The sequence below is a fragment of the Streptomyces sp. NPDC027962 genome (genome assembly GCF_055566095.1).
In genome coordinates, this window is the sequence record NZ_JBVHTA010000064.1 from 1 (window position 1) to 13,547 (window position 13,547).

The 13,547-nt window shown below is 67.4% G+C and carries 10 protein-coding genes and 2 pseudogenes; 8 read left to right on the top strand and 4 right to left on the bottom strand.

Annotated elements, in window-relative coordinates; translation table 11 throughout:
• Positions 1 to 90 precede the first annotated feature (90 nt).
• Positions 91 to 549 (bottom strand): MarR family winged helix-turn-helix transcriptional regulator, encoded by a 459-nt coding sequence (locus ACZ4SA_RS34965; protein ID WP_468282187.1) that lies wholly within the window; start codon positions 547 to 549, stop codon positions 91 to 93.
• A 118-nt stretch (positions 550 to 667) separates the two neighbouring features.
• Between ACZ4SA_RS34965 and ACZ4SA_RS34970 the strand changes: the two genes are divergently transcribed.
• The gene (locus tag ACZ4SA_RS34970; protein WP_468282189.1) at positions 668 to 1,261 is read left to right on the top strand and encodes a DinB family protein; all 594 of its coding nucleotides are present in this window, start codon (positions 668 to 670) and stop codon (positions 1,259 to 1,261) included.
• Positions 1,262 to 1,523: 262 nt separating this feature from the next.
• Here the strand turns inward: ACZ4SA_RS34970 and ACZ4SA_RS34975 are convergent, their stop codons facing one another.
• The gene (locus ACZ4SA_RS34975) at positions 1,524 to 2,603 is read right to left on the bottom strand and encodes a MerR family transcriptional regulator (RefSeq protein WP_468282257.1); all 1,080 of its coding nucleotides are present in this window, start codon (positions 2,601 to 2,603) and stop codon (positions 1,524 to 1,526) included.
• A gap of 477 nt (positions 2,604 to 3,080) precedes the next feature.
• Between ACZ4SA_RS34975 and ACZ4SA_RS34980 the strand changes: the two are divergent.
• Together ACZ4SA_RS34980 and ACZ4SA_RS34985 are read left to right on the top strand one after the other, a co-directional pair.
• Positions 3,081 to 3,446: pseudogene (locus ACZ4SA_RS34980) on the top strand (Tn3 family transposase); the annotation flags it as partial.
• A 66-nt stretch (positions 3,447 to 3,512) separates the two neighbouring features.
• Positions 3,513 to 3,938 (top strand): transposase, encoded by a 426-nt coding sequence (locus ACZ4SA_RS34985; protein ID WP_468282191.1) that lies wholly within the window; start codon positions 3,513 to 3,515, stop codon positions 3,936 to 3,938.
• A 143-nt stretch (positions 3,939 to 4,081) separates the two neighbouring features.
• Here the strand turns inward: ACZ4SA_RS34985 and ACZ4SA_RS34990 are convergent.
• A pseudogene (locus ACZ4SA_RS34990) lies at positions 4,082 to 4,248 on the bottom strand (IS1380 family transposase); the annotation flags it as partial.
• A gap of 122 nt (positions 4,249 to 4,370) precedes the next feature.
• Positions 4,371 to 5,615: an ROK family transcriptional regulator gene (locus tag ACZ4SA_RS34995; RefSeq protein WP_468282193.1), complete on the bottom strand. Its 1,245-nt coding sequence runs from the start codon at positions 5,613 to 5,615 to the stop codon at positions 4,371 to 4,373.
• A 97-nt stretch (positions 5,616 to 5,712) separates the two neighbouring features.
• Between ACZ4SA_RS34995 and ACZ4SA_RS35000 the strand changes: the two genes are divergently transcribed.
• From ACZ4SA_RS35000 to ACZ4SA_RS35020, 5 genes are all read left to right on the top strand, one after another.
• Positions 5,713 to 7,407 (top strand): glycoside hydrolase family 13 protein, encoded by a 1,695-nt coding sequence (locus tag ACZ4SA_RS35000; RefSeq protein ID WP_468282195.1) that lies wholly within the window; start codon positions 5,713 to 5,715, stop codon positions 7,405 to 7,407.
• A gap of 85 nt (positions 7,408 to 7,492) precedes the next feature.
• Positions 7,493 to 8,812, top strand: a complete 1,320-nt coding sequence (locus ACZ4SA_RS35005; protein WP_468282197.1) for an ABC transporter substrate-binding protein — start codon at positions 7,493 to 7,495, stop codon at positions 8,810 to 8,812.
• Positions 8,812 to 9,756, top strand: a complete 945-nt coding sequence (locus ACZ4SA_RS35010; protein WP_468282199.1) for a carbohydrate ABC transporter permease — start codon at positions 8,812 to 8,814, stop codon at positions 9,754 to 9,756. Before ACZ4SA_RS35005 ends, ACZ4SA_RS35010 begins: the two co-directional genes overlap by 1 nt.
• Positions 9,753 to 10,646 (top strand): carbohydrate ABC transporter permease, encoded by an 894-nt coding sequence (locus tag ACZ4SA_RS35015; protein ID WP_468282202.1) that lies wholly within the window; start codon positions 9,753 to 9,755, stop codon positions 10,644 to 10,646. Before ACZ4SA_RS35010 ends, ACZ4SA_RS35015 begins: the two co-directional genes overlap by 4 nt.
• Before the next feature lie 42 nt (positions 10,647 to 10,688).
• Positions 10,689 to 13,118, top strand: coding sequence for a glycoside hydrolase family 31 protein (locus ACZ4SA_RS35020; RefSeq protein ID WP_468282205.1), 2,430 nt, complete (start codon positions 10,689 to 10,691; stop codon positions 13,116 to 13,118).
• Positions 13,119 to 13,547: the final 429 nt, after the last annotated feature.

The window sequence follows — 13,547 nt, forward strand, 5'->3', positions numbered from 1 at the left end:
ACCGCCGCGATCTGGCACAACGACCACACCGGACAGCCCGTCCTGCGCTCACTGACCGCCTATGACCACTGACCCCTTGGAATCGATCATCTAGTGGTGCCAGGCCCGGCCGCCCGTGTTGTGGATGAACCGCTGCAGCACCTTCAGGGTGGTCAGGTACTCCTCGTCGGATATCCCGGCGTGGCGCTCGGCCCACAGCTCCTTCTGAAGAGCCGATCCCTTGCCGAAGAACTCCTCGCCGTCCGAGGTCGGTTCGAGCCCGCCGTCGGCGTCCTCGGTGATCCAGCCGCGGGCCACGACGGCGTCGATCTCGTCGCCGATCGCACGGTCGCCCGCGCCGAGATAGCCGCTGAGCACGGCGATCACCTCGTCGCGGGTCTTCGTGGGACCGGCCCCGGCGACCTGTCCGAGGATCCAGAACTGGGGCTGTGTGGTGCCGATTTCGGCAAGGGCTCCCCGGATCCGGGTGACCACCGCCTTGGAGGCGGCCCAGCTCCAGTAACCGATGGGCTGCTGGAGGAGGTCTGCGTCGCTGTGCGAGTACTCCATGACCTGTTCCTTCGTTCGCGCTACGGATGGTTCGACGCACACGACCGTAGAAACTCAACCGGACTTGAGGTCAATCCTTCCTGTGCCGGAAAGATCGCGCGAGCGGCAGACTGGCCTGATGAACGCATCGGATCCGAAGGCCGACCTTCACTTCTACCTGCAGTCCGCCCGCGATGCCCTGCTGTGGAAGCTCGAGGGGCTTCGGGAGTACGACGCCCGCCGCCCGCTGACGCCGACCGGCACCAACCTGCTGGGACTGGTGAAGCACGCGGCCTCTGTCGAGTTGGGCTACCTCGGCGACACTTTCGGCCGGCCGTCCGGCGAACCGCTGCCCTGGGTCGAAGACGGCGCTGAACCCAACGCGGACATGTGGGCCACCGCCGACGAGTCACGCGAGTTCATCGTGGACCTCTACCGCCGGGCATGGGCGCACGCGGACGCGACGATCGACGCGCTGGCGCTGGACACGGTCGGCAGAGTGCCGTGGTGGCCGAGCGGCAGGGACGAGGTGACGTTGCACCATGCCGTGGTGCGCGTGATCGCGGACACGCACCGCCACGCCGGGCACGCCGACATCGTCCGGGAACTCATGGACGGCACCGTCGGGATGACCAAGGGCAACACCAGCATCCCGCCGGGTGACGCGGCATGGTGGGAGAACCACCGCAGCCGTCTGGAGCGCGCAGCCAAGGAAGCCGACCGAGGCGCGTGACGTCGGACCGGAGCGAGCGGGACGACGACCGACGCCGGCTCTCCCGGGGCGGAAGCCGGCCCGTCCTCCGGGCGATCAGTGATGTTCATCCGCGGAGCCAAGCCAGCAGGCGCCGTGGAGTCGGTCGTGACGTGTCGGCTGCCGTGGCTCGGGGAGCCGGCTTGGCTTTCCTGGCTTGTTGGGCGAGCCGGTGTCCGTCGGCTTCACGGATGAGTTCTTGAGAGCGGATCCGGTGCAACTCGAAGTGCATGCGGTTGGCTCCTTACTGCTGGAGCTCCGTCACGTCGGCTACCACGCAGCTGACGTTGTCGCGGCCGCCGGTGCCGTTGGCGAGGGCGATGAGTTCGCGGACCGCCTGCTCGGGCTCACTGATCTCGGAGAGCACCCGGTGGATCTTTTCGGTCGGAACGACGGTCGACAGGCCGTCGGAGCAGAGCAGGTAGCGGTCTTCCCGCCGGGCGTCGTGCAGGCGCATGTCGGGGGCGCCCTCAGCTCCTTGGCCCAGGGCCCGATTCAACAGGGACCGCTGGGGGTGGGAGACCGCCTCCTCCGGGCTGATGCGTCCTTCGTCGACCATCGACTGCACCATGGTGTGATCGTGGGTGATCTGGAACAGCTCTCCGTCGCGCAGGAGGTAGACGCGGGAGTCGCCGATGTGGACGAGGGCCAGCTGTGAACCGGTCCAGAGCATTGCGGTGAGTGTGGTGCCGGCCTCTTCGGGCGATGAGGCGGGTCCGGCGACGCCGTTGACGGCCTGTTTGGCCTGTTCGATGGCGTCTTCGAGGAGGTTGAGGAGATCGCCTGCCGGGATGCTGTCGGTCTCGAGGTGCTTGAGCGCGTCGACGGCGGCGGCGCTTGCGGGGGCTCCTCCGCTGCCGAAGCCGTCGGCGACGGCGAGCAGGCGGGACCCTGCATAGGCGGTGTCCTGGTTGCTCTCACGGACCAGGCCTGTGTCGGAAAGAGCGGCGTAACGGATTCCCAGGGGCTTGGCGGTCGGAGACATAGCGGGGTCCTTCCAGGACAGGTGGCCGATGAGGAAGGAAGCGAGGTCTCGCCGCGCCGCGGTGTCGGCCTCGACCTGAGCCCAGAACGCGCGGACCTCCCGGGCTGCCGGTCCTGCCTCCAGCGTGCAGACGTGCTGGATGCGGGCCAGGGGCATCCCCAGGCGCCGGAGCCAGGCGACCAGCCGGGCCTGGTCCAGCTGGTGCGGGGCGTAGAGACGGTAGCCGGTCACCGGGTCGACGCGAGCGGGGGTCAGCAGACCGAGCTCGTCGTAGAGACGCAGCGCCTTCGGCGACAGCCGGGACGCCTTCGCGAACGCCCCGATGGTCAGCAACCCCATACCCGCTCTCCTCCTCATGCCGAGCACATCGCCCGGCCCCACCGATGTTGTGGGCTCCCCCAAGGTGAAGGTCAACGATCGGGGCACCGACTGCACTTCCTCTTCCGTGTAGCGGGCGATGCGGCGCATGACCGTGGCGCGCTCCTGACCGAGTCCGACGAGAGCGGGACCGGCCCGGGAGGCCGACGGGCAGGCGGCGTTGGAACTCCGCGAGGACTCGACCGGCGCCGGACTCTCCAGAACTTGCCTGCACATGACCGGGACCCAGTCGTCCATGCCTGCAGAAGAGCGGGACAGCCTACACATCGCAGAGACAGGACAGCTGAAATGTTGTCCTGTTTTCGCTGAACCTGCTCTGCCCCCGACGCGGTGAGCTGCGCGGAGCAGTTGGACTGAGACGGTCCAGTTTGCTCCTGTCTCATCGGATCTACTTCGCCTCGATAGTTCTCGTCACTCGTCTCACCGAATTCGCTCTACCGGCCGTCGAAGCGGAGCGCGTACGTGCACATCGACGCCCTGTTCGGGGAGCCTGGCAAGAACACGATCGACTGGGACCTGATCGAGTCCCAGTTCCGGCACCTGCTGCGCGTGGCGGTCTCCGTCCGGGAGGGCGTCATCTCCTCGGCCACGCTGCTCAAGCGCCTGCGCTCCGGGTCGCACAAGAACGCCACCTACACCGCCATGCTCGAGGACTGCGGCTGGTCGCTCTCAAGCGGCTGCGAGGTTTCCCGGTCCGCACCCGTTATCACCTCACGCCGACCGGCCAGGCCATGCGCGCCCTGCTCATCGAGCTGTACCGCACAGGGACCGCTATCCGCCGCGAGCAAGATCGAAGTGAGCTGAACCGGATTTTGCAGTGGCCCTGAAGCCAGGCATGCCCGCCTCGGCAGATGGGAGAACACAGGTCCGATGCCTGCACCAAGGAAGTACCCGGACGAGCTGCGTGAGCGGGCCGTCCGCGAAGTCCAGACCTCCGGTCGACCGGTCGCCCACGTGGCCCGAGACCTCGGCATCCACAAGGAAGCATTGCGGGGCTGGGTCCGCCAGGCCGAAGCCGACCAGGGCAGCCGGCCCGACCTGCTGACCACAGCCGAGCGGACCGAACTCACGCAACTCCGCAAGGACATAGCAGAGCTGCGGCGAGCCAACGAGATCCTCAAAGCTGCTCGGTGTTTTTCGCGAAGGAGCTCGACCAGCCCCGCACGAGGCCGACGCGGTGATCAACCACCTCCGCGACGACTTCGGGGTCGAGCCGGTGTGCCGGGACCTGGACCTGTCAGTCTCGGCATACAACGCCGGCCGCAGGCGGCCCGTATCCGCCCGGCGCCTGCGTGACGAACGGCTCGTCGAGCACATACGCCGCCTCCGGGGAGACCTACGGAGCCCGGCGCGTCCACCGCCAGCTGCGACGCGAAGGCGTCCACGCCGCCCGGTGCAACGCGACTCCCGATTACGCCAGGTCGCCAGTTCGATACCCCATGCACCGCCCGCGGCTTGCGCCACGGGGGCCAGCGCCGTCGATATCGCCTGATCCAGGCCTGCTGTGCGGACCGTCTCGACCAGCAGCACGGCGCCGGCCTGGGAGACCACCCCGACCACCGCCCTCGACGCGGACACGCGGGTAGGACCCGATAGGCTTCTTCACCTGAAAAGCGCCTCCGGCGACGGCGGGAACAACGAGCTCGACAATCCTCATTCTCGCTGGTCAGATGCACTTTTCGTTTACGTGATCACCAGTCGGACAGCCCACCTCGTGAAAGCGCGAACTTAGGCTACTTGATGGTCCTGATTGGCAGGCCGCATGTCCAGGGCGTGGTCTTCGACGTAGTCCAGTGCGTGCCGGACGGCTCCGATGGAGACGATAGCGTCGCCCAGCTGTGAGGCGGCGACCAGTGGGGGAGTCGATGTGTACGCCGACAGCCGGTCGGTGAGGTCTGGGATGATCGCGTCGGCGGACTCGGCGACCGCGCCGCCGATGACCACCAGTGCCGGGTCGAGCAGGATGCTCACGGATGCGATCACCCGGGCCATGGACGTGGCCAGCCGGTCCAGGACCTTCAGAGCCACGTGATCCCCGCCGGCTGCGGCGGCGAACACCATTTCTGCCGTGAGGTCGTCCGGGGAGTTGTGGCACATCTCGCTCAGTGAGGTCGGCGCGGCGGCGGACCGGACAGCTTCCATGCCCCATTCGCGCGCGAGGGTGGCCAGACCAAATGGCCCTTCGACCCCCTCGAGCAGGCCTACGTAGCCCAGCTCACCGAAGCCGCCCCGGCTGCCGTGCAGAAGCCGCCCGGACTCGAAGACTCCCGCGCCGATGCGGTCGCCCGCGAGCAGGACGGCGAGATCGTCCACGCCCTGGGCTGCTCCGCGCCACCGCTCGCCCAGTGCCGCCAGGTTGGCGTCGTTCTCCATCAGGACGTGCCATCCGTGCTGGTCGGCAAAGGCTGTCGGCAGGTCGATGTCGTACATCTGCCAGTGGTCATCGGCGGTCAGCACGGTCCCGTCCCGGCTGACTGGAGCGGCCACCCCCACGGAGACCGCCATCACGGATGCCGCAGGCACTCCCGCGTCCTCGAGCGCGGCCAGCGCCGCACGGTTCACGACGTCGAGGCGCTCGGCGGCAGGGGCACCCCCGCTGCTGAACGGCAGGGTCACCTTGGCAAGCGGCTCGCCCAAGAGGTCTGCCAGCATCACCCTGGTCTTTGCATCCCCCATGTCGATGCCCAGGACGTATCCGGCTCGGGCGTCGAATGCGAACCTGCGTGCTGGCCTGCCCTTGACGTACTCAGCGGTTTCCCGCTGGTTCTCCAGCTCTTTCACCCACCCCATCTCGATGAGGTCGTCGCAGATCGAGATGACGGTTGCACGGGCCAGCCCTGTCGCCTCCACGAGCTCGCTGGCAGTCATGACGCTGCGGGACGCCCGCATGATCGTCAGCAAGGCACCTGCGTTGACCCTGCGCAACAGCTGCGTCGATGGCGCTGTTTCCGTCATACCCCTTGACCCCCTCATGGCGGCTCCACATACTAACCGCACCTCTTAGATTTAACTCCTAGATTTAAACCCTACAGTAACCGGCTTGCTGGTTCCTTCGAGAGGCATCCCATCAATGACGCTTGTCAGTCGCAGCCCCCAAGACGTAGTCACGACCACGCCCGGCCCCGATGCCACCTGGTGGCGGCAGGCAGTGGTGTACCAGATCTATCCGCGCAGCTTCGCCGACAGCAACGGCGATGGCGTGGGAGACATCAACGGCATCACGTCGCGCGCCGACTACCTGCAGGCACTCGGCGTGGACGCGGTGTGGCTCAGCCCGTTCTACCCCTCGGCGCTGGCTGATGGCGGGTACGACGTGGACGACTACCGCGACGTCGACCCGACGCTGGGGACGCTGGAGGACTTCGACCGGATGGTCGCCGCCCTCCACTCGCGGGGGATCAAGGTCATCGTTGACATCGTCCCCAACCACACGTCGAACCGTCACGCATGGTTCCGCAAGGCCCTTGCGGCGGGCCGGGGCTCCGATGCTCGCGAGCGGTACATCTTCCGAGAGGGCAAGGGCCCCGATGGCGCCCAGCCCCCGACCGACTGGTTGTCGGTCTTCGGTGGGCCAGCCTGGACGCGCGTCGAGGATGGCCAGTGGTATCTCCACCTCTTCGCCTCGGAGCAGCCGGATCTGAACTGGAACAGGCCTGACGTCCGTGAGGACTTCCTGGTCACGCTGCGCTTCTGGGCGGACCGGGGCGTCGACGGCTTCCGGGTCGACGTCGCCCACTCCTGCGCGAAGGACATGTCCGAGCCGCTGCCCACGTGGGCCGAGCTGACGCAGGGATGGCAAGGCCCGCACCCCTACGAGGATCGCGACGAGGTCCACGAGATCTACGCGTCGTGGCGGCAGGTGTTCAACAGCTACGACCCTCCGCGTTTTGCCGTCGCCGAAGCCCACGTGCCGGCGCACCGACGCCCCCGTTACGCCAGTGCCGAAGGTCTGGGTCAGGCGTTCAACTTCGACCTGCTTCAGGCGCCGTGGGACGCGGCCGGCTTCCACCAGGTCATCACCGACAACCTCGCGCTGGCAAAGGAGAGCGGGTCCAGCTCGACGTGGGTGCTGTCCAACCACGACACGACCCGGCACGCCACCCGCTATGGGCTCATCGGCGCGGACGGTCAGGCCGCCGGAGGACAGGACGGCAAGACGTGGATGGTAGCCGGCGCTGACCCGGCGGACTTGTACCCCGAGCTCGGGCAGCGGCGTGCCCTCGCGGCGACGGCGCTGATCCTGGCGCTACCGGGCTCGACGTACGTCTACCAGGGGGAGGAGCTCGGCCTGCACCAGGTGACCGACATCCCGGACGAGGCGCGGCAGGATCCCGCGTTCCACCGCAACCCGGGGGTCGAGGTGGGGCGGGACGGGTGCCGCGTGCCGCTGCCCTGGACCGCGGTGGGCCCGTCGTTCGGCTTCGGCGACGCTTCGGCGCACCTGCCCCAGCCCGCCGACTTCGCACGCCACGCCGTTGCCACCCAGCGGCTCGATCCTGAGTCACCGCTGGGCATCTACCGGCAGCTGCTCAGGACGAGGCGGGCCCTCATCACCGAGGAGGAGGCGCTGACCTGGCTCCCGTCGGCTCCTGGCGTCCTGCACTTCGCCCGTCCGGGCGGATGGCACTGCGTCACCAACTTCGGCGACACCTCCTGCCCGCTTCCCGCAGGGCGGCTACTGGCCTCCAGCAGTCCCATCGCGGACGGCCTCCTGCCGGCCAACACCACTGTGTGGCTGCAGCTCGGCTCCGACCACCGGAGCTGACCCGATCGGGTGCACCTGCCCGTCTCGCTTGTCACGTGCTCTCACCCCTTCCCAGCCCTGCTCGAACCCTTGAAAGGCGATGACGATGTCCAACCTTCCCTTCAGACAGCCAATAGCCCGCCGTGGCCTGCTCAAGGCGGGCCTGTTCGCGGGGGCCGGAGTGGCCGCTGCTCCGCTGCTCAGCGCCTGCGGCTCCGCCGGTGGACCCGGCGCAGCCGGGGGTCCGCTCGCTTGGTCCGCGTGGGCCAACCCCGGGGAGGCGGAGCGCTTCCGCGAGTTCGCCAAGGAGCTGACCAAGAAGCTGGGGGGCCAGGTCAACTTCCAGCCCGTCGTTGGTGATTACGAGTCCAAGCTGCTGTCTCAACTCGCGGGTGGCTCGGCGCCGGACGCCTTCTACGTCGGCGATGGCTCGATGCAAAAGCTGATCGCGACAGGGCAGCTCCTCGACCTCACGGACTACCTCGGCAGTGGCAAGGCTCCGGTCAAGCTGGGTGACTTCCACGAGGGACTGCTCCCCTGGTGCAAGCCGGCCGACGGCAGCCCCGGGCTGTACGGCCTGCCGGTGGACTGCAACCCGACGGTGTTCTGGTTCAACAAGGACGTCCTGGCCGACGCCGGCGTTACCACCGACCCCGCCGCGCAGTTCGAGGCCGGCACCTGGACCCAGGACGCATTCACCGATCTGCTCGACAAGGTCCGTGCCACCAAGAAGAAGGGCCTGGTGATCGGCAGCGGGTGGTTCGACTGGTTCGGCTTCATCACCACCTTCGGCGGGACCGTCTTCGACGAGACCGGCAAGGCGGTCTTCGACACCGACCCCAAGGCCCAAGCGGCGCTCGCCTGGCTGTTCGAGCAGCTCGAGTCCGGCAACATCACCTACGGCGGCTCGCTGCCCAAGGGCCAGGGCGTCGACGCGCTGTTCTACGCCGGCCAGCTGGCCACTCTCACGTACGGTCGTTGGGTCCTGCCGAACATCAAGAAGCTCAAGTTCGGCTACGACATCGCCCCCTACCCGTCCCTGTCCGGCAAGGACATCATGCCCGTGCCGGTGTACACGGCCGCGCTGGCGGTCAACGCCAAGGCCAAGAACCAGAAGAAAGCGCTGGAGCTCCTCGGCAACTACGTCAGCGCGGAAGGGCAGACGTTCCGCCTGTCCGGCGGCGGCAACGCCGTGCCGTCGGTCAAGGGCCTGGACAGGGTCGTCACCGAGGGCAACCTGCCCGCCCACGCCAAGCTCTTCAACGACATCGCCGCCAAGGGCTACGCAGTGCCGACGAAGCTTGCCGGCAACCCCAAGCTCTCCTCAGACTTCGGGCTGCTGGTCAACAAGCTGTTCATGGCCGGCAACCAGACCGCGAAGTCGTTCAGCGGCAAGCTCGTCCGGTTGCTCAACGGGGCCTCCTGATGGCCGCGCTCACCACCCGCCCCCGGACCCGGGCGCAGCCTGCGTCCGGGGGCCCGGACGGAGCCCGGCGCCGACGGCGCAGGGACGCGGCCGCAGCGTATGTGTTCCTGGCACCCCAGCTGCTCGGGCTGGTGGTGTTCATGGTCGGCCCGCTGCTGTTCGCGCTCGTGCTGGCCTTCTCCCACTGGGACGGCTTCGGTACCCGCTCCTTCGCCGGTATCAGCAACTTCCTGGACGTCCTGTCCAGCCAGCGCATCCGGCGCTCGGCCCTCAACACCGTCTGGTTCACCGTGCTGCAGGTGCCCGGGCTGATGCTCACCGCCTTCTTTTTCGCTGTGCTGATGCAGCGCGCAGGAAAGCTGACCTCTTTCTACCGGTTGGCGTTCGTCGCCCCGGTGGTCACCTCCTCGGTCGCCGTCGCGGCGATCTGGCTGTGGCTGTTCAACCCCGAGATCAGCCCCGTCAACAACGCGCTGCACGCAATCGGCCTACCGGCACCGGACTGGCTGCAGGACGCCCGGTTCGTCATCCCCGCCTTCGCCATCGTCGGCATCTGGCAAGGACTGGGCTACCAGCTGATCATGTTCATGGCCGGGCTGCAGAACATCGGCCGCTCATACCTGGAGGCCGCCGAGCTGGACGGGTGCTCGCAATGGCAGAAGCTGCGGCATGTCACCATTCCGTTGCTGTCGCCGACGATCCTGTTCCTGTCCATCACCTCGATCATCGGTTCGTTCCAGGTGTTCGACTACATCTACGTCTTCATGGACACCGCGGCTCCGGACCACGCCCGCACGATCGTCTACGAGGTCGTGCAGATCGCGTTCCGCGAGTTCAACTTCGGTCAGGCCTCGGCCCTTGCCTTCCTCCTGTTCCTGGCCCTGCTGTCGCTCACCGGCCTTCAGCTCGCGGCCCAGAAGAGATGGGTCCACTACGCCGAATGAGTATCTTCTCCAACCCCCTCACCCGCGCTGCCGACGCCACCGCACGCAGTGCCGCCAAGGGCGACCGCCCCGCCGCCTATCACAAGCTGCTGCTGCACACGGTGCTCATCGTCAGTGCTGGCGCAATGGCGCTACCGTTCCTGTGGATGATCTTCTCCTCATTCAAGCCCTTGGACGAGATCTTCGCGCAGCCGCCCGAACTGCTCCCGAAGGCCTGGAACCTGCAGGGCTACCGCACTGCCTTCGAAGGCGCCGACTTCGTCCGCGGTTTCTGGAACAGCACCTACATCGCGCTCACCGTCACCGTGGTTTCCCTCATCACCTCGGCGATGGCCGCGTACGCATTCGCGCGGATCGACTTCCCGGGGCGCCGTGGGCTGTTCATGGCCTTCCTGGCCACGATGATGATCCCTGGGCAGCTCACGATCATCCCGCTCTACATCATCATGGGCTGGCTGCACTGGGTGGACACCCACGCCGCGCTCATCGTCCCGGCGTCGCTGTTCAACGCCTTCGGCGTCTTCCTCCTGCGGCAGTACATCAAAGGCATCCCGCTGGAGCTGGAGCAAGCGGCCCGGCTCGACGGCGCAGGGCGCATCCGCACCTTCACCTCGATCATCCTGCCGCTGCTGCGCACCCCGCTCACGGCACTGGGGATTTTCACCTTCCTTGGCCAGTGGAACAGCTTCTTCTACCCACTGATCTTCCTCAACAGCGACGACACGTTCACGCTGCCGTTGCTGGTCAACCAGTTCAAAGGCCAGTACGGCTCCGACTGGACCGCCCTGATGGCCGCCACCACCCTGGCGGCGGCCCCGCTGCTCGTCGTCTTCGCGATCGCCCAACGCCAAATCGTCGAGGGCATCGCCCTGTCCGGCTCCAAGTCCTAAGGCCCGGGCACACATCCGGCGCAGCACCGAAAAGAGAGTGACGTGAGTCTCGACCAGCACTTTGTCCGCTTCAACAGAGCCGAATCGGTCCGGGAATCTCCCACCGGCCTCCTCGTCGAGCTGTGTGGGGACGTCCGTGGCGAGCTGCTGCGCGTCGACGTCGTCCGTGACGACGTGGTGCGCGTCAAGATCAGCCGCGGGGGTGTCTTCGACGAGCAGCCCACCTTCGCGGTCTGCGCCGATACCACCGGTGCCGACGTGTCGTTCAAGGTGTCCATCGATGACGCCCTGGCACGCCTCACGACCGCGCGCCTGGTGGTGTCGGTGTGGCTCGACCCCTTCCGGATCGACATCCATCGCCCGGACGGGTCTGTGGTCTTCGAGACCGCCCAGGACGGGGACGGCACGTACCTGACCTACGCCACCCTGAACGACGCGTTCAGCTTCGCCCGGACGTGCCGGCCCGACGACGCCGTCTACGGGCTGGGCGAGAAGACGGGGCGGCATAACCGCAAGGGCCGCGACTTCACGCTGTGGAACACCGACGTCCTGAACCCCTCGGCGACCGGCGAGTTCACTGTTGGGCGTGAGGCGAGTGACCCGAGGGCCAACCCCCTCAGCACCGAGTTCGACCCCTACTACGTCTCGATCCCGTTCTCCTACCACCAGGACGCCCGGTCGGGGAACATCGCGGCATCCTTCGTGGACAACGGCTACCGCGGGGCGTACGACTTCACCCACGGCAGCCAGTACCAGGTGCACTTCGCAGGTGGGCAGTACACCGAGTACGTGTTCGCCGGCCCTGACATGCCGGGAATCCTCGAGGCCTACACCTGGCTCACGGGGCGGATGAGTCTGCCCCCGATCTGGTCCCTGGGCTACCACCAGTGCCGGTGGCACCGCTACTCCCAGGACGGCATCGAGGCCCTGGCACGCCAGCTCCGAGAGCAGGACATCCCCTGCGACGCCTTGTGGCTGGACATCGAGTACATGGACGGCTACCGGGTATTCACCTGGAACCGTGACCTGTTCCCCGACGTCGACGCCATGCTGGCGCACCTCAAGGACGACGGCTACCGGCTCATCACCATCATCGACCCTGGCGTCAAGGCCGAGCCCGGCTACGCAGTGTTCGACGATGCGGTCGAACGCGGCGTCCTGTGCCAGACCGAGGGCGGGGACATCTACATCGGCCAGGTCTGGCCGGGAAACACCGCGTTCCCGGACTTCGCCACCCAGGAAGCGCGTCAGTGGTGGGGCGAGCTCAACGCGGCGCACGTCCAGTCCGGGCTGGCCGGCATCTGGAACGACATGAACGAGCCCGCAACCGGCCGGATCTCCCCGACGGGGATGCGGTTCGGCAAGGGCGCGTACCCGCACGAGCGATACCACAACCAGTACGCGCTGCTCATGGCCATGGGCACCACCGCAGGGCTACTCAAGGCCATGCCCGACAAACGGACCTTCATCCTCTCCCGCGCCGGCTCGGCCGGCATCCAGCGGTACGCGGCCAACTGGATGGGCGACAACGTCGCCAACTGGGACCACCTCAAGCTGAGCATCCCGATGGCCACCGGCTTCGGGATCTCCGGCCAGGCCTTCGTCGGAGCCGACGTCGGCGGGTTCAACGGGCACACCAACCCCGAGCTGTTCGCCCGCTGGATGCAGTACGGCGCCCTCACCCCGTTCTGCCGCAACCACTCGGTCATGGGCAATCGGGACCAGTACCCCTGGTCCTTCGGCGACGCCGTTGAGAGCATCGTGCGGGACGCGATCCGCCTGCGGTACCGGCTGCTGCCCTACATCTACAGCAGCTTCGTCCGGGCATCTGAGACCGGAGCACCCGTGCAGAGGCCCCTGGTCTTCGACCATCAGTACGACCCGGCGGTCTGCGACATCGACGACGAGTACCTGTTCGGCCCGGACCTGCTCGTGGCCCCTGTCCTCGAGGCAGGCGCCACCACCCGGCAGGTGTACCTGCCGGCAGGGCACTGGTACGACTGGTACACCGACCAGCCCCACGACGGCCAACGGCATGTCGTCGCCGAGTCTCCGATGGACCGCATACCCCTCTACGCCCGCGCAGGCGCGGTCGTCCCCATGTGGGCCCAGGCGCCGTCATCAACCCATGGGCACGCGCCGAACTCGATGGAACTGCACCTGTTCGTCCCCGCCGACGAAGCCACCCACGAATCCTTCCTGCAGGAGGACGACGGCCTGACCTTCGACGCGACACAGGGCGCCTGCATCCGAACCGCCTTCGCCGTGACCCGCGCCGGGGAAACCGTCACCCTCCAGGCCACCGTCACCGGCGACGGGTTCGACGGATTCGCCCGCGACGAGCTCGTCATCGTCGTGCACGGCGTCGAACCGAAGGGCGTCCGTGTCGACGGCACGACAACCGCGCCGTCAGGCGACAGGATCACCGTCCCCAACAGCGGGCAGAGCTTCACCCTTGAGTTCGACCTGTGAAGCTCTTTCGCCACATCTGGCCGGCTCACCCTCGACACCACCCGCCAGAGCCCCGGAACGAGCGGCCCACCCAGTGCCCCCGTACTCAACCGACCCGCACCTACGTCGTGCGCCCGCCGCGCATCTGGATCAACGACATCAACGGAATGGTGCGGTGCCGCCGCACGCTTGACGCGCGTCCGGCAGTGGGTACGGATGCTGCCTACGAAGCCTTGACGGCGAAGAGGGCCTGTACACAGCGCCTCTCTCATATGAACGATCAACCATCTGGGTTGAGCCGCTGACCCGGAAGTGCCCCGCCCCACAAGGAACGGCATCTTCACCAAACGCGCCTCCTCTGGCCGCACTCCGCCGCAGCGAGGCAGGTGTCCGGCCGGTGGCTTCGAGGGCGTCCGGACCCATCCCCGCTGTCCGGGCGCCGTCGCGGCC

What these genes read in the sequence shown, in the direction of transcription:
- ACZ4SA_RS35010 (WP_468282199.1), top strand. Translation starts at nt 8,812, where the DNA reads ATGGCCGCGCTCACCACCCGCCCCCGGACCCGGGCGCAGCCTGCGTCC.
- ACZ4SA_RS34970 (WP_468282189.1), top strand. Translation starts at nt 668, where the DNA reads ATGAACGCATCGGATCCGAAGGCCGACCTTCACTTCTACCTGCAGTCC.
- ACZ4SA_RS34975 (WP_468282257.1), bottom strand. Translation starts at nt 2,603, where the DNA reads ATGGGGTTGCTGACCATCGGGGCGTTCGCGAAGGCGTCCCGGCTGTCG.
- ACZ4SA_RS35005 (WP_468282197.1), top strand. Translation starts at nt 7,493, where the DNA reads ATGTCCAACCTTCCCTTCAGACAGCCAATAGCCCGCCGTGGCCTGCTC.
- ACZ4SA_RS34965 (WP_468282187.1), bottom strand. Translation starts at nt 549, where the DNA reads ATGGAGTACTCGCACAGCGACGCAGACCTCCTCCAGCAGCCCATCGGT.
- ACZ4SA_RS34995 (WP_468282193.1), bottom strand. Translation starts at nt 5,615, where the DNA reads ATGAGGGGGTCAAGGGGTATGACGGAAACAGCGCCATCGACGCAGCTG.
- ACZ4SA_RS35015 (WP_468282202.1), top strand. Translation starts at nt 9,753, where the DNA reads ATGAGTATCTTCTCCAACCCCCTCACCCGCGCTGCCGACGCCACCGCA.
- ACZ4SA_RS35000 (WP_468282195.1), top strand. Translation starts at nt 5,713, where the DNA reads ATGACGCTTGTCAGTCGCAGCCCCCAAGACGTAGTCACGACCACGCCC.
- ACZ4SA_RS34985 (WP_468282191.1), top strand. Translation starts at nt 3,513, where the DNA reads ATGCCTGCACCAAGGAAGTACCCGGACGAGCTGCGTGAGCGGGCCGTC.